24 protein-coding genes are annotated in these 24,084 nt (G+C 53.9%); 17 read left to right on the forward strand and 7 right to left on the reverse strand.

Annotated elements, in window-relative coordinates; all coding sequences use genetic code 11:
* Positions 1 to 4 precede the first annotated feature (4 nt).
* Positions 5 to 1,063, reverse strand: a complete 1,059-nt coding sequence (locus AAF463_RS05310) for an ATP-grasp domain-containing protein (RefSeq protein WP_110865698.1) — start codon at positions 1,061 to 1,063, stop codon at positions 5 to 7.
* Between the two features lie 320 nt (positions 1,064 to 1,383).
* Here AAF463_RS05310 and AAF463_RS05315 point away from each other — a divergent pair, with 320 nt between their 5' ends.
* The 7 genes from AAF463_RS05315 (at position 1,384) to AAF463_RS05345 (ending at position 7,274) form a co-directional block, all read left to right on the forward strand.
* On the forward strand, positions 1,384 to 1,968 hold the full coding sequence (locus AAF463_RS05315) for a TerD family protein (RefSeq protein ID WP_101763278.1): 585 nt from the start codon (positions 1,384 to 1,386) through the stop codon (positions 1,966 to 1,968).
* Entirely contained in the window at positions 1,968 to 3,149 is a 1,182-nt protein-coding gene (locus AAF463_RS05320) for a TerD family protein (protein ID WP_350261658.1), read from the forward strand. The genes AAF463_RS05315 and AAF463_RS05320 overlap by 1 nt, the downstream gene beginning before the upstream one ends.
* 20 nt (positions 3,150 to 3,169) lie before the next feature.
* A complete protein-coding gene (locus AAF463_RS05325) occupies positions 3,170 to 3,625 on the forward strand; it encodes a tellurite resistance TerB family protein (RefSeq protein ID WP_350261659.1) in 456 nt (151 codons plus the stop codon).
* A 24-nt stretch (positions 3,626 to 3,649) separates the two neighbouring features.
* On the forward strand, positions 3,650 to 4,687 hold the full coding sequence (locus AAF463_RS05330) for a TerC/Alx family metal homeostasis membrane protein (protein WP_008103746.1): 1,038 nt from the start codon (positions 3,650 to 3,652) through the stop codon (positions 4,685 to 4,687).
* Positions 4,688 to 4,737: 50 nt separating this feature from the next.
* Entirely contained in the window at positions 4,738 to 5,316 is a 579-nt protein-coding gene (locus tag AAF463_RS05335; protein WP_008103744.1) for a TerD family protein, read from the forward strand.
* A gap of 57 nt (positions 5,317 to 5,373) precedes the next feature.
* Positions 5,374 to 5,949 (forward strand): TerD family protein, encoded by a 576-nt coding sequence (locus AAF463_RS05340; protein WP_101763275.1) that lies wholly within the window; start codon positions 5,374 to 5,376, stop codon positions 5,947 to 5,949.
* 83 nt (positions 5,950 to 6,032) lie between these two features.
* Positions 6,033 to 7,274 (forward strand): VWA domain-containing protein, encoded by a 1,242-nt coding sequence (locus AAF463_RS05345; protein ID WP_222233119.1) that lies wholly within the window; start codon positions 6,033 to 6,035, stop codon positions 7,272 to 7,274.
* Between the two features lie 18 nt (positions 7,275 to 7,292).
* Here AAF463_RS05345 and AAF463_RS05350 read toward each other — a convergent pair whose 3' ends face one another.
* A complete protein-coding gene (locus AAF463_RS05350) occupies positions 7,293 to 7,973 on the reverse strand; it encodes an HAD family hydrolase (RefSeq protein ID WP_101763273.1) in 681 nt (226 codons plus the stop codon).
* 111 nt (positions 7,974 to 8,084) lie between these two features.
* Positions 8,085 to 9,209 (reverse strand): AI-2E family transporter, encoded by a 1,125-nt coding sequence (locus AAF463_RS05355; RefSeq protein WP_101763272.1) that lies wholly within the window; start codon positions 9,207 to 9,209, stop codon positions 8,085 to 8,087.
* Positions 9,210 to 9,413: 204 nt separating this feature from the next.
* On the opposite strand from AAF463_RS05355, the gene AAF463_RS05360 reads away from it, so the two are divergent.
* The 4 genes from AAF463_RS05360 to AAF463_RS05375 all read left to right on the forward strand — a co-directional run bounded on the left by AAF463_RS05360 (position 9,414) and on the right by AAF463_RS05375 (position 13,917).
* On the forward strand, positions 9,414 to 9,644 hold the full coding sequence (locus tag AAF463_RS05360) for a DUF1272 domain-containing protein (RefSeq protein WP_222233121.1): 231 nt from the start codon (positions 9,414 to 9,416) through the stop codon (positions 9,642 to 9,644).
* Positions 9,645 to 10,442: 798 nt separating this feature from the next.
* A complete protein-coding gene (locus tag AAF463_RS05365) occupies positions 10,443 to 10,928 on the forward strand; it encodes an RcnB family protein (RefSeq protein ID WP_192414138.1) in 486 nt (161 codons plus the stop codon).
* 107 nt (positions 10,929 to 11,035) lie between these two features.
* Positions 11,036 to 11,863, forward strand: coding sequence for a Cof-type HAD-IIB family hydrolase (locus tag AAF463_RS05370; RefSeq protein WP_110865702.1), 828 nt, complete (start codon positions 11,036 to 11,038; stop codon positions 11,861 to 11,863).
* Between the two features lie 125 nt (positions 11,864 to 11,988).
* On the forward strand, positions 11,989 to 13,917 hold the full coding sequence (locus AAF463_RS05375; RefSeq protein WP_101763269.1) for a methyl-accepting chemotaxis protein: 1,929 nt from the start codon (positions 11,989 to 11,991) through the stop codon (positions 13,915 to 13,917).
* 32 nt (positions 13,918 to 13,949) lie between these two features.
* Here AAF463_RS05375 and AAF463_RS05380 read toward each other — a convergent pair whose 3' ends face one another.
* Entirely contained in the window at positions 13,950 to 15,101 is a 1,152-nt protein-coding gene (locus AAF463_RS05380) for an iron-containing alcohol dehydrogenase (RefSeq protein ID WP_350261660.1), read from the reverse strand.
* 283 nt (positions 15,102 to 15,384) lie between these two features.
* On the opposite strand from AAF463_RS05380, the gene gntT reads away from it, so the two are divergent.
* Positions 15,385 to 16,701 (forward strand): gluconate transporter, encoded by a 1,317-nt coding sequence (gntT, locus tag AAF463_RS05385; RefSeq protein ID WP_101763267.1) that lies wholly within the window; start codon positions 15,385 to 15,387, stop codon positions 16,699 to 16,701.
* A gap of 39 nt (positions 16,702 to 16,740) precedes the next feature.
* Here gntT and AAF463_RS05390 read toward each other — a convergent pair whose 3' ends face one another.
* Complete coding sequence (locus tag AAF463_RS05390; protein ID WP_350261661.1) at positions 16,741 to 17,823, reverse strand: malate/lactate/ureidoglycolate dehydrogenase; 1,083 nt, start codon at positions 17,821 to 17,823, stop codon at positions 16,741 to 16,743.
* 106 nt (positions 17,824 to 17,929) lie between these two features.
* Positions 17,930 to 18,175: a hypothetical protein gene (locus tag AAF463_RS05395; protein ID WP_101763266.1), complete on the reverse strand. Its 246-nt coding sequence runs from the start codon at positions 18,173 to 18,175 to the stop codon at positions 17,930 to 17,932.
* 986 nt (positions 18,176 to 19,161) lie between these two features.
* Between AAF463_RS05395 and pagP the strand changes: the two genes are divergently transcribed.
* The 3 genes from pagP (at position 19,162) to AAF463_RS05410 (ending at position 20,837) form a co-directional block, all read left to right on the forward strand.
* Entirely contained in the window at positions 19,162 to 19,695 is a 534-nt protein-coding gene (gene pagP, locus AAF463_RS05400; protein ID WP_240632918.1) for a lipid IV(A) palmitoyltransferase PagP, read from the forward strand.
* 150 nt (positions 19,696 to 19,845) lie between these two features.
* Positions 19,846 to 20,055: a transcription antiterminator/RNA stability regulator CspE gene (gene cspE, locus AAF463_RS05405; protein ID WP_007890714.1), complete on the forward strand. Its 210-nt coding sequence runs from the start codon at positions 19,846 to 19,848 to the stop codon at positions 20,053 to 20,055.
* A 356-nt stretch (positions 20,056 to 20,411) separates the two neighbouring features.
* Positions 20,412 to 20,837 (forward strand): GNAT family N-acetyltransferase, encoded by a 426-nt coding sequence (locus AAF463_RS05410; RefSeq protein WP_137385354.1) that lies wholly within the window; start codon positions 20,412 to 20,414, stop codon positions 20,835 to 20,837.
* Here AAF463_RS05410 and AAF463_RS05415 read toward each other — a convergent pair.
* Positions 20,821 to 22,176 (reverse strand): aminotransferase class I/II-fold pyridoxal phosphate-dependent enzyme, encoded by a 1,356-nt coding sequence (locus AAF463_RS05415; RefSeq protein WP_350261662.1) that lies wholly within the window; start codon positions 22,174 to 22,176, stop codon positions 20,821 to 20,823. The two genes, AAF463_RS05410 and AAF463_RS05415, sit on opposite strands and share 17 nt — an antisense overlap.
* Before the next feature lie 137 nt (positions 22,177 to 22,313).
* Between AAF463_RS05415 and AAF463_RS05420 the strand changes: the two genes are divergently transcribed.
* Both AAF463_RS05420 and AAF463_RS05425 read left to right on the forward strand, forming a co-directional pair.
* On the forward strand, positions 22,314 to 23,273 hold the full coding sequence (locus AAF463_RS05420; protein WP_336767312.1) for an ABC transporter substrate-binding protein: 960 nt from the start codon (positions 22,314 to 22,316) through the stop codon (positions 23,271 to 23,273).
* A gap of 2 nt (positions 23,274 to 23,275) precedes the next feature.
* Positions 23,276 to 24,070, forward strand: coding sequence for a deaminated glutathione amidase (locus tag AAF463_RS05425; protein WP_222210756.1), 795 nt, complete (start codon positions 23,276 to 23,278; stop codon positions 24,068 to 24,070).
* The last annotated feature ends 14 nt before the right edge of the window (positions 24,071 to 24,084 follow it).

Here is a 24,084-nt window from a genome sequence, read left to right on the forward strand (position 1 = left end):
TTCCTTATTGAACCTGGTTGGACAGGACGGGGTTGTACGCCACCACGTCGCTCAGCGCACGGACGGTGGCTGGCGTGAAGTCGCGGCGGGCGTCGTCGATCACCTGCTGCTGACTGATCAAGCCTAGCTGGCGCAGGGCAAACAAGCCGGGAAGATTGACGCCGCTGAAACGGGTGTAACCAATGCCGCCGGAAGGGCGCATATTGATCTCCAGTAATAACGATTTGCCGCTGGCGTCATTGCGCGTCTGCACGTTGATCAATCCATCCGCGCCCATCGCAGCGGCACAGGCTAGCGCCAGCTCAAAGGCTTCGCCGCGGTTTTCCAGATACTGCAGCGCCCCTTCTTTGCGGCGCGCCACGGCGGCCAGCACCTTGCCGTTTTCCGCCAGCATATCAACCGAATATTCCGGGCCCGGCAGATACGGCATCAGGACCAGCGGCTCCATGCTGTCGGCGGCCTCCAGCGCCTGTAAGTAATATTCGGCTTTCACCCGGCGTGCGTCGGGATGGGTAAACGGCGCCATCGGCGAGACACTTTCATCAAACTGCCAGAATCCCATGCCATAAATACCGGTAACCGGCTTTACGCACAGCGGCAGATCGCCAAAGGGTTTACCGGCGATCAGCTCACGCAACTGTACGGGTGAATCCACGCGCAGTGAAGGCACCACCGGCAAATTCAGGCTTTTCATATGGTGGGCAAACGCGACTTTGTCATCGGCCAGATCCAGCATTACAACATCGCGTGCGCCGGTGGTTAAGCGCGCACCGCTGGCTTCGATAGCGACGCGATGGGCTTCAAACCAATGAGCATGTCGACCGGTATGGATCGCCTGAATGGCATATTTTTCTACGGTAGAAAGAATAAATTCGAGGCGCTGATTAACATCACCAGGTTCAATTAATGCATGATCCGCCAGCGAAAGTATTTCATTACGCGATTGGCGATGTGATGCATAAATCGACACGTTGTAGTTATGTTTTTTAGCTGCAGATGTTATGCCATTAATTATATCGCGCTGGGAGGATAAACCTTCCATTAGCCAAATTTTGTGAGACATTTCTAATTATTTCCGCAAGAGGCTGGTGGCTGGATTATGGTTTGCGAGTTTATTTCTCACTTTGAAATGAGTCAATCATAATATGATTTTTTACCCTAACGTAACCTTATGAATTTTAATGTAAAGAATTGTCATGTTTAGTGCGTTGCTGGTTCGGGCTGGATTCTTTTAAGTTGTTCTTCTGCAAGGATTTATTGTGTTTCATAAAATTGCTGTGAAAATTAATACTGAACATGAATATCCTCATGTTATGATTTTTCCCTCATGGAATTTGTTGCAAATATAAAACCCTTTTCAAACCTGTTTGAAGGAATTATGACATGGTTTCATTAAGCAAGAATCAGACGGTTTCACTCAGCAAACAAACCGCTTCGCTGAATAAATTACATTTCGGCTTAGGCTGGGATCCCATTAAAAAGAAAGGCTTCATGGGCAAGCTTTTTGGTGGTGGCAGCGATTCCATCGATCTGGATGCCAGCTGCGTATTATTGGATCAATCCGGTCATGCCATTGATACCATCTGGTTCCGCGCATTAACCTCTAAATGTGGTGCGGTGAAACACAGCGGTGATAATCGTACTGGCGAAGGCGATGGCGACGATGAAGTGATCATCGTTGAGTTGTCACGTCTGCCAGCTAACGTTGAGTATCTGGCGTTCACCGTGAACAGCTTCCAGGGTCAAACCTTCAATGAAGTGGAAAATGCCTTCTGCCGCGTGGTGGATCAAAACGGCAAAGAGCTGGCGCGCTATGAGCTGACTGAGCAAGGCAGCCATACCGGCATTGTGATTGCTTCGCTGCACCGCAACGGCGGGCTGTGGGATTTCACGGCGCATGGCCGCGCGAGTGCAGGCCGTACCATTGACGCGATGCAAAACGACATCGTTGCCGCAGTGGTGCGCTAATGAATATGACGCCGGGGAGCAATGCTCCCGTTCCCGCTAATCTGCTGACGGTGCGCGTACTCGCTGGCGCCGCCGTTGATGCTTCGGCCTTTCGTCTGTTCGCCAGCGGCAAAGTCAATGGCGATGCCGATATGGTGTTCTACGGTCAGCCGGATAACGATGACCGCACCATCAGCCTGAAAAGCGAAGGGCACAACTCCGCCTTTTCTGTCGATCTCACCCGCCTGCGTCCTGACGTGCAGAAAGTGGCCTTTACCGTTACCTGTGACGGCGGCCGCAACGTGTCGGGTTTGCAACGCCTGGCGATTCAGGTGGAGCAGAGCGGTGAAGTGTTGCTGAATGGCAGCGTGGAGCTAGTAGGACGTCAGGAAGCGGCGTTGATCCTCGGCGAACTTTACCGCCGTAATAATGAGTGGAAATTCCGCTTTATTGCGCAGGGTTTCAACGGCGGCTTAAAGCCGCTGGCGGAACATTTTGGTGTGGATGTGGCTGAACCCGCGCCTGCCCCAACGCCTGCGCCTGCACCGCAGACGGCACCGGCTCCAGCACCGACACCCGCGCCGGCAAAAATCAATCTGAGCAAAGTGTCTCTTACCAAAGAGAAGCCAGCCATCAGCCTGACCAAGCGCGATAACTTCGGTGAGATTCGCATCAATCTGAACTGGCACCGTGAAACCAGCAGCGGTGGCGGCGGATTGCGCGGATTGTTCGGCGGCAACAAAGGCGTGGATCTCGATCTCGGCGCCTTCGTTGAGCTGCAAGACGGCTCGCGCGGTGTGATCCAGGCGCTGGGCGGCAATTTTGGCGCTATGCATGCCAAACCTTTCGTACACTTGCAGGGCGACGATCGCACCGGTGAAGTGACCGACGGCGAATGGCTGCACATCAACGGTCGCGAATGGAGTCAGATTCGCGAGGTATTAATTTTCGCCTTCATCTATCAAGGTGCGGCGAGCTGGGACAAAACGGATGGCGTAGTCACGCTGCACATTCCAGACCAGCCTCCGATTGAAACGCGTATGACTGAAGGGGAGAACCGCCGCAACATGTGTGCGATTGCTCGCCTGGTCAATGAGAACGGCAGTATCCGCGTCGAGCGTATCAATCAGTTCTTTAACGGGCATTCCGATATGGACAAAGCTTTCGGTTGGGGATTCAACTGGCGAGCTGGCTCCAAATAATAACAGACAGAGGATTCACTATGAGCTTTTTGAACAAGGTCAAAGGGGCATTTAATTCCGGCCGCGATGAATTAACCAAACAGGTTAGCCGCTTTAAGAACAAGAAATTTATGCAAGGCACCGTCGCGGTGTGCGCACGCATTGCGGTGGCAGACGGCGGCGTGAGCACGGAAGAGAAGCAGAAGATGATCGGTTTTCTGCGCGCCTCCGAAGAGTTGAAAGTCTTTGATACCAATGAAGTGATTGAGTTCTTCAACAAACTGGTGAGCAGCTTTGATTTCGATCTGGAAATCGGCAAGGGCGAAACCATGAAGTACATCATGGCGTTGAAAGATCAGCCGGAAGCCGCACAGTTGGCGATCCGCGTAGGTATTGCTGTCGGTAAGAGTGATGGTGATTTTGATGCTGACGAGCAGAAAGCGGTGCGCGAAATCGCCGTCGCTTTGGGCTTTGATCCAGCAATATTTGGTCTGTAATTTTTTATCTTTTAAGGGTTCATCATGGTGTCTACGCACATTGGCTTCCCAACTGAAACAGTCGCGGTTTTCATCGCGCTGTCGGTGGGCGCTATTTTTATCGACCTGTTCATGCACCGCGGCGACAAGCCGATTTCGCTGAAAAGCGCGGCGCTGTGGTCAGTGTTCTGGGTGGCGGTGGCGATGGGTTTCGCCGGCTTCCTCTATATCCATCACGGCGCTGAAGTTGCCAGCCTGTTCGTGACCGGTTATGCGCTGGAGAAAGTACTCTCCGTCGATAACCTGTTCGTGATGATGGCGATCTTCTCGTGGTTTGCCGTTCCGGACCGCTATCGTCACCGCGTGCTTTACTGGGGCATCATCGGTGCCATCGTTTTCCGTGGCATCTTCGTGGCGATCGGTACCGGCTTGCTGAGCCTTGGTCCGTATGTCGAAATAGTGTTTGCGCTGATCGTCGCGTGGACGGCGGTAATGATGCTGAAAAGCGGCGATGACAGCGACGAGATCGAAGATTACTCGCAGCACCTTGCTTATCGCATGGTGAAGCGCTTCTTCCCAATCTGGCCAAAAATGCGCGGTAACGCCTTCCTGCTGAATCAGAAGGAAGTTGATGAAGAGCTGCAGAAGCCAGAAAACAAAGACGTAGCGATTGGTCGCGGCAAGAAAGCGGCACTGTATGCCACGCCGTTGATGCTGTGTGTGGCGGTGGTTGAACTCTCTGACGTGATGTTCGCCTTTGACTCCGTGCCGGCGATTATCGCAGTAAGCCGTGAACCGCTGATCGTTTATAGCGCCATGATGTTCGCCATCCTCGGCTTGCGTACACTGTACTTCGTACTTGAAGCATTGAAGCAGTATCTGGTTCACCTCGAGAAAGCCGTTATCGTGCTGCTGTTCTTCATCGCGGTGAAACTGGGTCTGAATGCTACCGATCATATCTGGCATCACGGCTACAGCATCTCTGCTAGCGCCAGCCTGTTTGTGGTACTCGGCGTGTTAGCGGTCGGTATCGTACTCAGCGTGATGTTCCCCGGTAAACCCGAGGAAAAAGAAGAGAGCTGATCTTCTGCCAGCAATGAGTCTGAAAAATCATTAACCAAGAGGTAATTACAATGAGCGTTTCTCTTTCTAAAGGCGGTAACGTTTCGCTGAGCAAAGCGGCACCAACCATGAAAAACGTCCTCGTTGGCCTTGGCTGGGATGCACGTTCCACCGATGGTCAGGACTTTGACCTTGATGCGTCAGCGTTCTTGCTGTCCGCCAGCGGCAAAGTCCGCGGCGATGCTGACTTTATTTTCTACAACAATCTGGTCTCTTCCGACGGTTCCGTTTCCCACACCGGTGACAACCGTACTGGTGCAGGCGATGGCGATGATGAATCGCTGAAAATCAAACTGGATTTGATTCCGGCTGACGTCGACAAGATTGTGTTTGTGGTCACCATCCACGATGCGCAGACCCGTCGTCAGAGCTTTGGCCAGGTTTCCGGCGCGTTTATCCGCCTGGTCAACGATGACGATCGCAGTGAAGTGGCGCGTTACGATTTGACCGAAGATGCCTCCACCGAAACCGCGATGCTGTTTGGTGAGCTGTACCGTAACGGCGCCGAGTGGAAATTCCGCGCGGTAGGCCAGGGTTATGCCGGCGGCCTCGCTTCGGTATGTGCTCAGTACGGTATCAACGCGTCTTAATTATCACGGGCAGCTTCGCGCTGCCCGCATCATCCAATTAAAAGCAGGAGCTTTAAAATGGCAGTTTCTCTGGTAAAAGGCGGTAACGTTTCCCTGACTAAAGAAGCACCAACCATGAATGTTGCCATGGCGGGTCTGGGTTGGGATGCACGTGTAACAGATGGTCAGGATTTCGACCTCGACGCGTCAGTATTTATGGTCGGTGACGACGGTAAAGTGCTGAGCGATGCCAGCTTCATCTTCTTCAACAACAAGCAGAGCGCTTGTGGTTCCGTTGAGCATCAGGGCGATAACCGCACCGGTGCTGGCGATGGCGATGACGAGCAGGTTAAAATTACCCTGTCTAAAGTACCGGCTGAGGTGAAGAAGCTGGTCTTCGCGGTGACCATTTATGATGCCGAAGCGCGTAAGCAGAACTTCGGCATGGTGAGCAACAGCTTCATGCGTATCTTCAATAATGACAGCGGTGCTGAAATCGCCCGTTTTGACCTGTCTGAAGATGCGTCTACCGAAACCGCGATGGTGTTCGGTGAGCTGTATCGCAATGGTGCCGAGTGGAAATTCAAAGCCGTTGGTCAGGGCTTCGCAGGCGGCCTGTCAGCGCTGGCTTCGCAGCACGGCGTGAGCGTCTGATTCAAAGCATTGCTAACAAAGCCCCGGCTGGCCCGGGGCTTTTTGCTATTCAAAGGACGCATCCTTAACAGGAGGTTAAAACTATGATGTTACAACCGGGCCAGAACCTGCCGCTGAACACCACCGAACTGACGTTGCGCCTGCACTATGCTGCTTCATCCACGTTGCGCGGCGATGTGGATACCAGTGTTTTTCTGCTCGATGCCGCTGGCAAAGTGAGTGGCGATGCAGACTTCATCTTCTTCAATCAGCCCACAACCGCCAATCGCAGTGTGGTCATGCAGAGCACGCCGCAAGGCTGCACCATTAATCTGGATCTGATGAAGATTGCCGCCAGCGTCAGTAAAATCGCCGTCACCTTAGTGATTGACGGCGACGAGGCGATCAATGCGCTCAACAGCCTGAGCTTAACCGCCGAAAATATTGCGCAGTTCAGCCCGGAAACGCACGGGCGCGGCGAGAAGGCGCTGATTCTGGCCGAAGTTTATCGTCACAATAGCGGCTGGAAGCTGCGCGCGCTGGGGCAGGGATTCAACGGCGGGCTCGAACCACTGGCGCGTCATTATGGCGTGGATATCGCCCAGCCCGATCCTCAGCCAGCCGCGCCAACGGTGGTGAGCCTGGAGAAAAAGCTGCAACAGAAAGCGCCACGATTAGTGAGCCTGGCGAAAAACGCCAGCGTTAGCCTGAGCAAATACCAGCTACAAACGGTGAAAGCGAAGGTGGCATTTGTACTGGACGCCTCGGGTTCGATGAAAGGGCAGTTTAGTAAGGGCAACGTGCAGGCCGTATTAGATCGCATTGCGGTGCTGGCGGCGCAGTTTGATGATGACGGTTCGATGGATGTCTGGGGCTTCGGTCAGCAGCACGCGAAATATCCCGATGTAACCCTGGATAATCTTGATGGCTACATCGCTACCATCCAGCGTGGCGGCAAGACATCGGCGTGGGAGATTTTACCCGGACTGGGCGGCACTAATAATGAACCGCCGGTCATGGAAGAGCTGATTGATACCTTTAGGCACAGCGATCTGCCGGTGTACGTGGTTTTCATTACCGACGGCGGCATCAGCAAAACCCGCGCCATCAAAGAGGCGATTCGCCGCTCGGCTAACTATCCCATCTTCTGGAAATTTGTCGGCCTCGGCGGCAGTAATTATGGCATTTTGCAGGATTTGGATAACTTCAACGATCGCCGCATCGACAACACCCATTTCTTCGCCATCGACAACTTTGCCAGCCTGGCGGAAGACCGGTTATACGATTTGCTGCTGGAGGAGTTTAAGCCGTGGCTGGATGCAGCAAAGGCTGACCGGATTTATTGATCAGCCCGAATTGTGCGCCTAAGGATCCAGACGCAGCATGCGCAGTTTTTCCATTGGCACGCGGCGTTTTTTCCACGTTGGATGGAAATGACGCCAGTGTGGATCCTGCGCGGCAGCCAGTAACTCAAAATCACCGCGCGTATCACCCCATGCGCGCAGGTGATAGTTATGCAGCGGGCCGTAAACGCTTTCCAGTCGCTTGACCTTTTGCCCGCAGCGGCAGTTATGGCCGGTAATTTTACCAGTAAGAATGCCGTCTACCACTTCTAATTGGGTACCGATCAGATTGATGCCCAGACGCTCGGCGAACGGTTCTAACACCATCGCTGGCGAGGCGGAACAGATGGTCACTTCGGCGCTGGAGTTCACTTCGGCGGCAACCGCTAACAGCCCGGCTGGGCGCATTAGCTTATTCCAGTTTGCCGCGCAGAAAAGTTGCGCCTGCTGGCGAATCCATTGCTCCTCAACGCCGGTTAAAAAGGTGTGAATCAACACTTCTTTTAACTCATCACGCGTTAGCTTTTTCCGCATGCAGCGCAGCGTAGGGAATGCCAGTTTGGCAATTTTGCGTGCGAACGCGCGTTTGCCAAAGCTGAAACGCAGAAAGGGGATGAAGCTGTCGTGAATGGTCAGCGTGCCGTCAAAATCGAAGACTGACAGAACCTGATTTTCACGCGCTAAGGAGGATTCCATGGACATGTTGTTCTCTTTTGTCGCAAGCCGTAATCAATGCCACGATGATAGCAAATGGCTGGCCGATATTCTCATGCGTGAATGCGGCTACCGATAAACGGTAGCCGTTTGAAACGCTTACTCGCGGATTTTGCCCTCTTCCTCGCGGGTTTTACCCTCTTCGATAAACTCTTCGTCGATCTCTTCAGAGTTCTCACGGTTATCGCGACCAGAAAGCAGATTCCAGCAGGCAATAAACAGCGCGGCGATCAGCGGACCAATTACAAAGCCGTTGATGCCGTACACTTCCATGCCGCCTAGCGTGGAGATCAGGATCAGATAGTCCGGCATTTTGGTGTCTTTACCGACCAGCAGCGGACGCAGAATATTATCCACCAGTCCAACCACCACTACGAAGAAGCCAATCAGGAACAGCGCTTTCCAGATGGCGCTGGTGGCGAAGAAGAAGATGGTTGCCGGTACCCAGACAATAGCGGAACCGACCGCCGGAATCAGCGACAGGAACGCCATTAAGGTGCCCCACAGCAAGCTGCCATCAATGCCAGTGATCCAGAAGGCGATGCCGCCCAGCACACCTTGTACCACCGCAACCACCACCGTGCCTTTGACCGTGGCGCGCGATACCGCTGCGAACTTCATCAGCAGGTGATGTTTCACGTAGGTTGAAAGCGGCAGCGCTTCCAGAATTAAATTCACCAGCCAGGCGCCATCTTTCAACAGGAAGAACAGCAGATAGAGCATCACGCCAAAGCCAACGGTAAAGGTGAACGTCCCTTTGCCGATCAGGAACACGCTGCCCGCCATGTATTGGCCGCCTTTCAGCGCAAAGCCAGAGAGCTTCTGCTGAATCTCCTGCGCGTTGTTCAGGTTGTTATCGGCGAGGTAGTTGCGTGCCCAGGAAGGCAGATGCTGCAGCAGATCGGCAAACACCGCAGGGAACTGCGCGGAGTTGTTCTGCAGCTTGGTATAGACGGTGTTAACTTCAACCACCATTGAAGAGGTGATCAGCGCCAGCGGCGTGAACACCATCAGGCAGATAATCAGCAACGTAGCGAACGAAGCCAGACCATTGCGATCGCCCATTTTACGGCGCAGCAGCGACTTCAGTGGATGGAAGATCACCGCCAGAATCGCGGCCCAGAAAATGGCAGAAAAATAGGGTGTCAGCACATCAAAAAAGGCGAAGGTGACGATCGCCAAAATAACGATAAAGAAGCCTAAATTAAGTCCTTTAATACGCATTACAAAGTCTCGTCAGTAGATAGGGCGAATGAACTATAGAACGCTTAACGGGGAAAGTAATGTTTTTAGGATCGATGGTTCGCTTAAGCTCGTGAAGAGAGCAGACACAGGATGTCCCGATTTGTCCGCCTGATGTCTGTTCACTGGCTGGCGCGGCAGCATTATTACGGTGATGATGGTGGCTGAAACTCACCGGAGGAAATCATGCTGGAACTACGTCCTAACTGCGAATGCTGCGATAAAGATCTGCCGCCGGAGTCGCTTGAGGCGCGCATCTGTTCATTTGAATGCACGTTCTGTGTGGCGTGCGCGGAAGGTATCCTGGCGCAGCGCTGCCCGAATTGCAGCGGTGAACTGGTGCGTCGACCGATTCGTCCTGCTGCAGCGTTAGCACGTCATCCGGCGTCCTCAACGCGCCATTTATCTTCTTCATGAGATAGTGAGCGTGCAAACCAATATTCTGCTCATGTAAACGTTTACCCTAAATAGTTTATCAGGCTGCCTCGTGATATTTAAACGTTACGCAAGCAGGGTAATTTTGAGCACGATAGTAATCACCACTGTGTATTAATGTTGGTTATAAACAATCCGGGCCGAATAAGGAGCAGTAATTGTTAAATACTCATCAGGTTGCGCGTGCGGCGTGCTGAGATTATAAAGGTTTAAAAAGCCAATGGTGTTGTTTTTAAAGGGATATTAACCATTATTGATAGCATGGATTAGCTGCTTGAATGCCTTGTTTTTGTGTCTTTGCTGAATCTGGTCAGAGCACAGACCTTATTTATCCTGAAACAACGTTCCTAAAATAATATTTCTTTCTATCATTTAGTTTTTGCGTATTTTTCTGAAAAATAGCCCTTTTCAAAAGAAGTTTTCAATTTTAAATGGTATTGTTTGCTGGCAATGCTAGTGATGTGGCGTTGTGTGCTTCAGTTTTACCCTCACTTTTGCAGGGTTTACCCCTTTATGCAATTTATGGAAATTGAATTATCCTCCCGATCCTTGCGATCGGGTTTTTCTTTATATTTCCCGCTCTCGCCGTAATAAACGCTGATGCGTCTCTTCGATCCCGTTAATGTCAGAAAATACACAATCGTTAAGAAAGTGATAAGTTGACGTAATTTCCTGTAAGTATGCGGTTTTTAAGAGTTTTGGAAATGCTTTTCTGTCTCCAGTTAATCAATAGTAATGCTCAACGGCACAGCAACCGCCGTTATCATTGGAGGCAACACCATGAAAAAAACAACATTAACTCTTATTGCGTCATTTATTGCATGCAGCACACTGTTTTCAAGCGTCTCGTGGGCAGACGGCCCAGGTGACCAGCGCTGGCAGCCGCACGGCGGCGACCAGCATCAGGACCACGGACGTGGCCCGGATCGTGGCGGCGACCGCGGACCGGATCGCGGCAATCATCATGACCGTGGCCACGATCGCGGCCCCGGCCCGGATCGTCATGACCGTTATGCTGACCATCGTATGCCGGAAGGGCATCGTGACGGCGACCGCTTCGCCTGGGGCGGACATGACTTCCGTCGCGGCTATCCGGCACCGCCGGAGTTTCGTGGTCCGCATTATCGCGTAGATGACTGGCGTGACCGTGGTCTGTATGAACCACCGCGCGGTGAGCATTGGGCTTACATCGACGGTAATTACGTGCTGGTGGCCGCAGCAACCGGCATCATTACCGCAATTCTGCTCAACGGCGCGTTCAACTAATCCCTCCGCGGATGGCTGCGGCCATCCGTGTTTCTCTGCGCTTTATCCGCTCACCAGGTTATTCTCTCTACGACCCGTTTTTCCTTTCGATACGTTAAGGAGTGATGATGACCGTGGTAAAAATGGTGGCGGTGGATAAAGACGGCACCTTTCTCGACGACAAGAAACAGTACAATCGCGCGCGTTTTAACGCCTGCTATCAGGAAATGAAGCAGCGCGGCATCAAGTTTGTGGTAGCCAGCGGCAACCAGTATTACCAACTCAAATCCTTCTTCCCTGAGATCGCCCACGAAATTGCCTTCGTGGCGGAGAACGGCGCGTGGATTATCGATTGTGATGAAGAGTTATTCTGCGGCGAGTTTTCCCGTCCGGATATTGATGCGGTGCTGGATACATTGCACAACGGTAACTATCCCGAACTGCGTTACATCCTATGCGGACGTGACAGCGCGTACTACTTCGAAGGCCTTGATGAAAAGTGGCTGGTGAAAATGCGTCACTATTGCCATCGCCTGAAGGCGATTCGCAGCCTCGATGACGTGGCGGGCGATAAGCTATTCAAGTTCGCGCTGAATCTGTCTGATGATTACGTGGAACCGCTGATGGCGGACATTGAGCGTCTACATCAGGGGGCGGCTGCCGCCACGTCCAGCGGTCATGGATCGGTGGATTTGATCGTGCCGGGCAACCATAAAGGTCACGGCCTCGATCTGTTGGGCAAACGCTGGGGCATCGAACGCAGTGAAATTCTGGTGTTTGGCGACGGCGGTAACGATCTCGAAATGCTGCAGCAGTCGGGCTTCAGCTTTGCCATGGCGAACGCACCGCAGAAGGTCAAAGATGCGGCCCGCTTTGAAGCGCCGGGTAATAACGACGAGGGCGTTTTACAGGTGATTGAGCAGATGCTGGCCGGCAAACCGCCGTTTGTCATCTGATCGTCATTTACAGCTGAATTTATTCTTTGCTTTGCCGATATTCGATTGTGACGGAACGCACAATTCGCCGCTGAGCGGCACTTCTTATCTCAATCGTTAATGCAGTCGGTTAGAAAGGATAAATTATGTTGCCAACCCGTTTGGCTGCCCGCATGACGCTGGGTGGCCTGCTATTACTGTGCGTCACCACCGCAGTCGTGTTTTCCGTTCTGTTGTTGCGCGGTCAGCCGCGCGTCATCGAAGCCAGCCATACGCTGATTGAGCAGGCCGGTAGCAATCTGGTCAGCCAATTAAATCAGCAGCTGGTGCGCATTGAAGGCGAGGCCGTCAGCATGGCGCGCCTTGCTGAAGTGTTGCCGCACGATGCCACGCTGTGGCAGCAAAGCTTCCCACAAATCATCAACAGCAGCGGCAATAAAACCATTGCCGGCGGCGGCGTGTGGCCGGAACCCGATGCGTTTAGCGCCGGTGTGCAACGTCGTAGCTTCTTCTGGGCGCGACAGGGTGATGGCGCGCTGGCCTATTCCGATGACTACAACCTGCCTGCGGGCAACGGCTATCAACAGGAAAGCTGGTACAGCGCGGTGCGTAACGGACCGCGCGATCGTTGCGGTTGGTCGGAGGTGTATCAGGATCCGGTCTCCGGTGTAAAAATGGTGACCTGCAGCGTGCCGTATGCGGCGGGCGATCGGTTTGCCGGTGTCGCAACGCTGGATGTGCAGCTGGATAATCTTGCGGGCTTTATGCAGCAGAAAGGGCAGGTGACGGGCGGTTACGCCTTTGCCCTCGATAGCGCGGGCAACCTGCTCTATTACCCAGGCCAGGATATGAAATCGCTCACCACCTTGAGCAGCCTGGCGGAAAAATCCAGCTGGCTGGCGCCGCTGGCCGCCCGTATCGCCCAGCTGAAGGGCGATGGCGATGTATTACAACTGTCGGATTTTGCAGACGGCTACTTGCACAACAGCGCGCAGGTGACGCTGTTCCGCATGCCCGGCACCGGTTGGGTGATTGGCCTGGTAACGCCGGAAAGTGCCGTCAGCGGCCTGGCGCGTACCATGATGCGCGACATCTTCACTTTCCTGATTCCGGCGATGATCGTGCTGCTGCTGTTAACCTGGGCGTTTACCCAACGCATTGGCCAACGTCTGAAGGCGACGCACGCGGCGCTGGATGAGATTGCCAATGGCGATGGTGATTTAACCCGCCGTCTGACCAAAAGTGGGCGCGATGAGCTGGCGGATATTGCCGGTGCGTTCAACAGCTTTGTCGATAAGATCGCTGGCGTGATTACCCGCGTGCAGGGCAGCGGCGAAACGGTGGCGGCCAACGCATCGGGATTAGCGCACAGCAACACCGCGCTGTCGGAGAAAATCGCTGAGCAGGCTGCGGCGCTTGAGCAGAGTGCGGCGGCGATGGAGCAGCTTAACGCCACCGTGCAGCAAAACGCTGAAAATACCCGACTGGCCGATGCTGCCGCCGAACAGACCGCGCAGATTGCCCGCAGCAGCAGCGAAGTGATGGGCGAAGTGGTGAGCACCATGGGCGCTATTCAATCCTCGTCGCGCCGCGTGGCGGAGATTCTGACGGTGATCGACAGCATCGCGTTTCAAACCAACATCCTTGCCCTGAATGCGGCGGTGGAAGCGGCACGCGCTGGTGAGCAAGGGCGTGGTTTTGCGGTGGTGGCATCTGAAGTGCGGGCCTTAGCCCAGCGCAGCGCCACGGCGGCGCAGGAGATCAAAGCGCTGATTGCCGATTCCGACAGCAACGTGCTGGCCGGCAGTAAACTGGTGGAAGGCGCGGGGCAGCAGCTTTCGCAACTGGTTTCCGACGTGCATAAAGTGAAGCAGGTAGTCAGCGAGATGCGCGTGGCCGGTGATGAGCAGAGCAAAGGTATTGCGGAAGTGACGCTGGCCGTATCACAGATGGAGCGCGGTATTCAGCAAAACCTGATGCTGGTGACGCAAACCGCCGAAAATACCCAGGCGCTGCGTGATGAAGCGGCGCAGCTGGCGCAAGAGATGGCGATGTTTAAAGTGGCTGAGCAGTAAAAAATCGGGCAGCGTCGGCTGCCCGTTATCATTTAGACGATGCGCCAGGCGGCGGCGATCATCTCGGTTAACGTCGGTGCATCGTAGCTGACCCAGCCATTTTTGCTGTTGGCGCGTGACACAATCCAGTCAACGTCGCTGGCTGACAGCGTTGGGCCCTCTAACCAGAACGGCACGATCGCCTGCTGCTGGATCCAGGCTTTCAACGCCAGCGCGGGCGGCGCGGGATCGTCCGGCAGCAACTGTTGGCCGAACTGCGCCATCAAACGTTGCTGTTCAGCATGCTCGGTTTCTGCCAGCACCTCGAGGAACGGGAACAGTAAACGTCCGCACACTTCGCCGTGATGGAACGGCTTGATCGCCCCCAACTCACCGGCAATGCCGTGGATCACGCCCAATCCGGCGCTGCTCAGACACACGCCACCCAACCATGACGCCATCATCATCGCTTCGCGCGCAGCATCTCCGCGCTCGTCGTCACGGTTTAAATCTGGCCAGGCCTGGAAGAACAGTCGCAGCCCATTAAGCGCAGTTTGCTGGGTGAACAAATTGCCTTTGCGCGACAGATAGGCTTCGAAAAGATGGGTGAAGGCATCGATGGCGCAGGTTGCCAGCACGCTGTCGGGCGCGCCTTTTAGCAGATCGGGATCGAGAATCGCGACCTGCGGCACAAACACTGGATGGCGCAGCGAGGCTTTAACCTGAATGTGCTGCTGATCGGTCACCACTGCGTTCTGCGTGGCTTCGCTGCCGGTGCCGGCCGTGGTGGGAATGGCGATCAGCGGCAAGGTCACCGCTTGCACTGGCGTATCACCGACTTTCTCCAGATAGCGCGCGGTATTCAGCGGGTGCTGCATCATCGCGCTAAAGGCTTTAGCCGCATCCAGCACGCTGCCGCCACCAATCGCCACCACGCGATCAACATGGCCGCGCCAGCGTCGCACCCAGCCATCAATCTCATCCGGCGAGGCTTCATGGCTGACAATCTCGTAACCGATGATGTGATCGTTGAGCGCGGCACCTAAGCGCGTCCAGGCCGGACCATTCAGGAATGAGCGGCCGCAAAACAGCAGCGTCGGCTGGGTATTGGCCGCCAGCAGCGGAATCAGTTGGTCAATGCTGCCGCGCCCAAACAGGGTTTGTTGATTACTGTACAACTCGATCAGATTCTCACTCACCTGCACGTCCTTCTTGTTTGGCTCAAAGACCTAAGTGTAACCAAAAGCCGTGACACTCCCGCTGCAAACATTCTGATAACCCGCTGGCAAAAAGTTGATCACCTTCGCAAAACAGAAATTCCGCTGCGGCGCCAGGTGCTTTGTACGCAATGTTACCCTTAACATGATACCCGTAACATTGCTCGGCAGGATGTTTCCTGTGGTGCACGTTGTTGATTCTCATGTCCTCTGGGATAACCAAAATAAACCGCTGCCGGTAGCTTACCGTGCGCAAAAGTGGAGAAAAATTATGCCATTACTCTATGTGGCGATTGGCGTAGCGTTACTGCTGTTGCTGATGATTCGTTTCAAACTGAACGGATTTATTGCGCTGATTCTGGTGGCGCTGGCCGTTGGCATGATGCAGGGCATGCCGGTCAACAAAGTTATTGTTTCGATTAAAACCGGCGTCGGCGGCACGTTGGGCAGCCTCGCGCTGATCATGGGCTTCGGCGCGATGCTGGGTAAACTGCTGGCGGATTGCGGCGGGGCGCAGCGAATCGCCACCACGTTAATCGCTAAATTTGGTGAGAAGCATATTCAGTGGGCGCTGGTGCTGACCGGCTTCACCGTCGGCTTTGCGCTGTTCTACGAAGTGGGCTTTGTGCTGATGCTGCCGTTGGTGTTCAGCATCGCCGCCTCCGCGCGCGTGCCGCTGCTGTACGTGGGTGTGCCGATGGCGGCCGCGCTCTCGGTCACACACGGTTTCCTGCCACCGCATCCGGGCCCAACTGCGATCGCCACGCTGTTTAATGCCGATATGGGTAAAACGCTGCTGTACGGAACGCTGCTGGGGATTCCAACCGTTATTCTCGCCGGTCCGGTTTATGCGCGCTTCCTGAAAGGCATTGATAAGCCGATCCCGGAAGGCTTATGGAACCCGAAAACCTTTACCGAAGCGGAGATGCCTGGCTTTGGCGTCAGCGTCTGGACGGCATTGGTGCCGGTGGTGCTGATGGCGTTGCGCGCAGTAGCGGAGATGCTGCTGCCGAAAGGTCACGTGTTGTTGCCGTATGCCGAGTTCTTTGGTGACCCCATTATGGCAACCTTGATTGCCGTGCTGATCGCCATCTTCACCTTTGGTCTCAACCGTGGCCGCAGCATGGATGACGTGATGGGCACCATCACCGATTCGATCAAGATCATCGCCATGATGTTGTTAGTGATTGGTGGTGGCGGGGCGTTCAAACAGGTGCTGGTGGACAGCGGCGTCGATAAATATATCGCCAGCATGATGCATGAAACCAATCTGTCGCCGATCTTCATGGCGTGGTCGATTGCTGCGGTGCTGCGTATTGCGCTGGGTTCCGCTACCGTGGCGGCGATTACGGCAGGCGGCATTGTCGCACCGTTGATCATCACCAGCGGCGCCAGTCCGGAACTGATGGTGATTGCGGTCGGCTCCGGCAGCGTGATTTTCTCTCACGTCAACGATCCGGGCTTCTGGCTGTTTAAGGAGTATTTCAACCTGACCATCGGCGAAACTTTCCGCTCATGGTCGGCGCTGGAAACCATTATTTCGGTGTGCGGTTTGCTGGGTTGCTTACTGCTTGCCAACGTCATCTAAGCATCAAGGCTGAGGCACTGCGCCTCAGCCGCTTGCGGTTTACTGCGTTAAGGCGCGGAACGCCGCGAGTTCCTCTTGCGGCATTCCCGCTTGTAACGCCGCGTCACAGATTTGCTCCCAGCTGTTGCTGTCGAGTGGAATGCCATCGCGTTCACGTGCCACGCGGTTTTGCTCTTCCCACTCGCCGGGCACCTGAATTGGTGCTTCGCCACTTTGCGGCGACTGTTTCACCCAATCCAGGAATGATTCCGCTTCTTCCTGCATCGCAGGCGCATCAAACGCATCCGGATTCACGATGATGGTGGTCATGCAGTTGAAAATGGCATCGTGGCCGGTGACCAGCGTCTCATCATGCGTGGTGCGTCCGCCGGACAGCGCGCCGCCGAGAATTTCACACATGGTTGCCAGCGCATAGCCTTTGTGCAGACCAAACGGCATCAGTGAACCATACGGCGCCTGATGCATCACGCCTGGCTCGGTGGTCGGCTGGCCTTGATGATCAATCAGATAACCTGGCGCGACCTGCTGCTCTTTATTCCACGCTACTCGCGTTTTACCAAAGGCGATGCCGCTGGTGGCGAAATCGAGCAGCAGTGGTTTGGCATTGCGGCGCGGGAAAATGGCGCAAAAAGGATTAGTGCCAAAACGACGATCGCTACCGTTAAACGGCGCGACCATCGGATCGCCCATCACGTTAACAAAATGGAACGAGACAAAACCGGCGGCCGCACACTGTTCTGCCCAATGGCCGATGCGACCAATGTGGTGCGAATGGTGTAAACCAACCGCCGCAATACCTAACCTGGCTGCGCGCTCAATACCGAGTTGCATCGCCTCAAAGGCCGCCACCTGACCAAAACCGTTGTGCCCGTGCAGCGTCAGCACCGCGCCGGCGTCTTTTGCAACGCTGGCATGTTGGTTGAGTTGCAAAAAGCCCTGTGCCAGCGATTTCATGTAGCTCGGAATCATGCCAACGCCGTGTGAATCGTGACCCGCCAGATTCGCGGCCACCAAATGGTCGGCGACCAGGCGCGCTTCTTCGGCGCTGCTGCCAGCATGTAACCAAATGGCTTGAACAAATTGATGAAGGCGAGAAGGGGGAATAAGATGCAGAGTACTCATACGGTCAATCTCCTTATCATGAACAATCATGCATCCTGTGCCGAAACCAGTAATAACCGCAAGTCAATGATAAGAAGTAAAGGGCCACAACGTGTGGCCCAAAAACTCAGTGCGGCTGTTCAAAGCCCGCTTTGACCATCTGATCGCGCAGTGCGCGGGTAATTTCACGGTTTCCGCCAGTGATCGGATAAATGACATTGTTGACGACATCGTCAAGATAGTGCTCTTCAAATTCCTGCAGGGTGAGTTGCGTGCCACCTTCATCATTAATCGCAATACTGCCGCTGATGTGGTTGCCGTAATCCTTTGCCTTAAGGCTATAACGCCCCATGCTGGTATTAATCGTGCTCATAAGAATCTCCTTGTTACGTCGGCATTGATAACAATCGAGGCCTCTTCAGGCGCTATAAGTTTAGACTGCGGACAGGCGCTGAGTGCGGAATCAAGGAGAGGGAAAATCGCAGGCTGCGACCCGTCTCGCAGAATTAAATCGGCATTAAGCGAAACGATAGCTAAGGGTTGTGACCACTCTCGCAGCGCCCAGCGAAAGCAGAATGATCATCTATACTGGTTAGCAGACACGTTATTTTTCATACTTGAAGGAGCGAACAATGAAAATAATTCTGTGGGTCATCGCCATCATCTTCATCGTTGGGTTACTGACACTAACAGGCGTCTTTAAACTGATTTTCTGACAACAACAGGCACCTGCGGGTGCCTGAATTTTTTATTCAGCATAGGATTTTTCGCTGTCATTAAAAGACGCAATCGGCAGGATAAGATCGCCCAGCGTCAACGGTTTCTGACATTGTGCGCAGCAGGCGCCATGATGATTTATTGCATCGACCTGTTTGCAGTCCGTTAAGGTGTAAAAAAATTTAGTGCAACCGCAGCGGCTACAACGAATAGTCATGTCAGTTTTTTCCCCATCTCCGTCCTGGAGTATCGAGATTTATCTTATTCGTCGGGCGAGTTCAATTGATAAATTTTGTTAATTTATTCCATGCGTGAATAGTTGACACTAAGTCACTGAAAGCTATCTTATTGCTTGCCGTCATCCTCACAACATGATTGCACTTTGTGTACATCCCTCAGTAATACCTTTCCGTTTATCCGGCGTTTCAATTTCACGTTCCGCATGAGGTAAAATTCGCCGTCAACCGAGAATTAGCCTGGAGATATTAAGCCTGTTTTTTAATATCCTTTTGGCGATTACTTAGGCATGCGTCGTACAAGAATCTGAAAAATTTACCTCAGGGTAGTGCATTTTTTCAGCATGAATTAACAGGAAATTACGTTGTGAATCGGCACTTTTCTGCAGTTTTGTTAGGCTGCATTTTGACCTCATCGGTCTCATTTTCGGCATCAGCGGTAACAACTTCACAAGCCATCAAATCAGGCTGGAACACCTTTAGCGACAACGTGTCGCAAACCTGGTCGCAACCGCAGAATTATGATTTTTATCTGCCGGCGATTACCTGGCACAACCGTTGGACTTACGACGATGAACACATCGATAAATACAACGAGCGCCCGTGGGGCGCAGGTGCGGGCGTTTCGCGCTGGGATGAGAAAGGTAACTGGCACGGTTTGTACCTGATGGCGTTCAAGGACTCCTTTAACAAATGGGAGCCGATTGGCGGTTACGGTTGGGAAGCGACCTGGCGACCGCTTAGCGATCAGAACTTTCATTTGGGCGCCGGATACACGGCGGGTGTAACGGCGCGGGATAACTGGCGCTACATCCCGGTTCCGCTGATATTGCCTTTAGCATCAATTGGATATGGTCCAGCCACTTTCCAAATGACTTATATTCCCGGCACTTATAATAACGGCAACGTTTACTTTGCATGGCTGAGATTTGAGTTTTAAGCGCTGGCGGCACGCATAAAGTGTGATCGGCATGCAAAAAATCAATATTTATCACTTTTTCATCAAATCGCACTGGACAAATGTCACCGCAATTGCTGTACTAGACGTCGACACAGTTTAGTGTCCTTTTTTCATGTAAAGGTAATATAGATGTCTAAGATCAAAGGTAACGTAAAGTGGTTTAATGAGTCGAAAGGCTTCGGTTTCATTACTCCAGAAGATGGCAGCAAAGATGTATTCGTACACTTCTCTGCAATCAACAGCAACGGTTTCAAAACTCTGGCTGAAGGTCAACGCGTTGAGTTCGAAATCACTGACGGCGCTAAAGGCCCATCAGCTGCTAACGTTATCGCACTGTAATTTAACAGTTCGAATTCTGAAAACCCGCCTTCTGGCGGGTTTTTTTTATTCATTTTTAGGCTCGCCACCAAATAATCATCCAGCTCGCTAAGGCAAGCATGCTGATGCTCAGTGCCATTAACTCATCGAAAGTGCGTGGAATAAGGTTTTTCATTTCGCCTGCCTCAGAAAGAGATTTCCCTCAGCATGCCAATGCCAGATTAAGCCAGCCTTAAGCCGTTATGACATTCTCGTGACAAGGCAGATTCTGCGGCACATCTCACAGATAACTTCCGTAACATAGCCACAACAATGCTTACTTGCAGATTTTTGTCCGGCAACGCTATATAACTGCTCAGGGAAAATGAGGAGGCAGGATGAACATACGTCAGGCACAGGCAAAAGACAGCTTTGCATTGAGCGCGTTGCTAACCGAATTAGGTTATAGCGCGACGGAAGGATTTATCGATACGCGTTTGGCGCAGCTTATTCATCATCCCGATGAAATGTTGTTGGTCGCGGAACACGGCAATCAGGTGCTGGGCTTTCTCTCGTTGCACTTTATTCCGCAGCTGGCATTGGCCGGCGATTTTGCCCGCATCAGCTACTTCTGTATTGCCGAAGGCGAGCGCAGCAAAGGCAGCGGGCAGCAGTTATTGAACCACGCCGAACAGCTGGCGCGGTCACGCGGTTGCGACCGTATGGAAGTGCACTGCCATTCATCGCGCCTCAAAGCCAACCAGTTCTATGCGCGTGAGGGCTATGTGGAATCACCGCGCTATCACATTAAAGCTCTGAGTTAAGATTGAGCTCGCGTCCGCTGGCTATCACGATGGCATCGGCGATGCTGTCGAGTTGTGCCACAGGCAGCAGCGCGGCGCTGACGCGAATGAACTGCCGGCTGCTAATGCTACAGCGTTCCCCGGGCAGCACGGCGATACCGCGCGCGGCCAGCGTGATCATCGCGTACTGCTCCGATTCCACCGGAATCCATACGCTCAATCCATCGCGCTCTTCCAGCACCAGACCGCGTTTCGCCAGCGCGGCCAGTAACTGCTGGCGACGCTGCGCATAAGTGGCTTTGGCCTGCTGAATACGCTGCTGAGTCTCTTCATCATTGAGCATCCACGCCACGGCATCCTGCAAAATACGGCTGGTCCAGCTCACGCCAAAGTTGCGCCACGCTTGCAGGCGCTTCACCATTTCGGCGTTTCCTGATAACACCGCCAGCCGCAAATCCGGCCCATAAGCTTTAGAAAAAGAGTGCACGTGCAGCACGCGTTCGGGATAGTGGAAGCCGAGGCTAAACACCGGGTAGCGCGACAGATCGCCAATGCCGTCATCCTCGACAATGACGGTGCTGCTGTTTGCCAGCACGCGCGCCAACTCTGCACTGCGACGCTGGCTCACGCTGTTTCCGGTGGCGGAATGGGTGCGCGGTTGATAGATAAACATCGCCGGAGATTTCTGCATCAGCGTGGTCAGCGCCGAGGGAATGGGACCTTGCTCATCGCAGGGCAGCGGCAGAATTTCTGCCCCCATGTTGTCTAAAATATCCAGTAATCGCGTGGCGGTAGGATCTTCGATCACCACACGATCGCCTGGTGACAGCAACGTCTGCACGATCAGGTTCATGGCATCGAAGCCGCCATCGGTTGCCAACCAGGCTTCGGCGGGATAGGGCCAACGTGGCGCTACGGCATCCAGCAATTGCGGTGAAATCGCCTCACGCTGATAACTATTCAGTTGCGGCGATGCAATGCCCGCCAGCATCGCCCGACGCAGATCCGGCAATAACGTTGGATCCGGTGAGGCCATCGCCAGTGACGCCTGAATATTCTCGCCGTAATTGCCGATCTTCTCGAAGCGAATCGGACGCGGCATCACGCTGTTACCGCTCACCCACACGCCGCTGCGACCTTTACCCGCCAGCACTTTCTGCTTCTTCAGTTGCGCCCAGGCAGCCGAAACGGTTGCCGGGCTCACGCCTAATCGCTCAGCCAATTCCCGTACTGCCGGCATCTGCATGCCCACCGCAATCTGCCCATCGCGAATTAGCGTGGATGCCGCATGCGTGATGCCTTTCACCGAAGCATCCGTGATCTGCTGGCTGAGCCACTCCAAATCCACACTTTGCGTCATAAGAAAATCCTTTGTTCAGTAACAAATAATAGATTGTTCAGATTAGTATTCGCGATTTAGACTCAAATTCAAGCACTATTTGCTGCATAAATAATCACAGCCGCAGGGCTGGCAGAACAGACGGGGAAGGCAAAACTATGGTAACCATCAGACTGGCGGTACGTGACTGGGATTACTTCACACCGCTGGCACTTGGCGATATCAAGCCGGAAGGTTTCACGCTGGAGATCGATCGTGTTGGCACGCTGGTGGATAACCTCGCCACCAGCGATAAATACGATGCCGGTGAGGTGTCGTTTAGCCGCTTTGCTCAGGCCCGGGCAAAAGGTGACACTTCACTGTTGGGCCTGCCACACTTTCTGATGCGCGGTTTCCGTCAGCGCTGCATCATTACGCGCAGCGACAGCCCGATGACTTCGCCAGCGCAGCTGAAAGGTAAAAAGATCGGCGTCACCGGCTGGCAGGATTCGGGCAACACCTGGACGCGCACCGTGCTGCGTGAAGCGGGCGTGGAGATTGATGATGCGTACTGGTTTGCCGGGCGTTTGACTGAGGATCACCCGATTGTTGATCGTCTGGCCGGTTTTGGTCGTCCGGGGCGTATTGAACCGGCGCCAGGTGAGCGTCCACTGATCGCGTTGCTGAAAGCCGGTGAGCTGGATGCTGTCTTTACCCCTTTTATGCCGGAAGGTTTTTTCCTCGCCGATTCGGGTTTGCGTCAGCTGCAGGTGGATTTTGCCGCTGCCGAGCGCGACTACTTTAATCGCGTCGGTTATGTGCCGGGCATTCACTTACTGGCACTGAAGCCCGCCTTAGCGGAGGCGCATCCGTGGCTGCCTCAGGCGCTGAGCGACATCATCGATCGTTCGTACCAGATGTGGATGAAGAAGCGCGAGAAATATGCCGACACTACGCCGTGGCTGCTGGACGATTTGCGGCGCACCGCGCAGGAATTACCGGCCAACTGGAATCAGAACGGATTTTCCGTTAACAAAAAGATGATTGCCGACTTTGCGAATGAGCTGTTCCAGCAAGGCCTAACCCAAACATTGCTGACGCCGGAAGCGATTTTCCCGGCTGCGGCCCAAGGAGAATAACCATGAAAGTAGCAATGGGACAATTTGCCGTCAGCCGCGAATGGCAGGAAAACACCGATATCTGCATCGGATTGATGAACCAGGCATTGGCGAGCGGTGCTGATCTGCTGGTGCTGCCGGAAGGCGTACTGGCGCGTGATATCGCCGATCCTGATCTGGTATTGAAAGCGGCGCAGCCACTTGATGGTCCTTTCGTCACGCAGCTGCTGGCGGTTAGCAAAGGCAACAACCTGACCACCATGATGAGCGTGCACGTGCCGACAGAAGGGCAGAAGGCGCTCAATGTGCTGATCGCCATTCGCAACGGCGAAATCATCGCCGAGTACGTGAAATTGCACCTTTATGATGCCTTCGCCATGCAGGAGTCGCAGCGCGTGAATCCGGGACGTGAGATTCCGCCGCTGGTTGACGTGGCGGGCATGAAAGTCGGGTTGATGACCTGCTACGACGTGCGCTTTCCGGAGCTGGCGCGTCGCTTAGTGCTTGACGGCGCGGATGTGCTGGTGCTGCCGGCAGCGTGGGTGAAAGGCCCGCTGAAAGAGATGCACTGGGAATTGCTGACCACCGCGCGTGCGCTGGAAAACACCTGCTACATGGTGGCGGTGGGCGAATGTGGGCCACGCAATATCGGCAACAGTCTGGTAATCGATCCGCTGGGCGTGGCGATTGCCAAAGCGCCGGAATCGGCCGCGCTGGTGTTTGCCGATCTCGATCCACAGCGCATCGCCTATGCACGCAGCGTACTGCCGGTGCTGGAAAATCGCTGTTTTGCGCGTCCCGAACTTAAACCACTTTGATCGCTGGGGAATCT

Source organism: Pantoea sp. BJ2, assembly GCF_040255075.1.
GTDB classification, from domain to species: Bacteria; Pseudomonadota; Gammaproteobacteria; order Enterobacterales; family Enterobacteriaceae; genus Pantoea; species Pantoea leporis.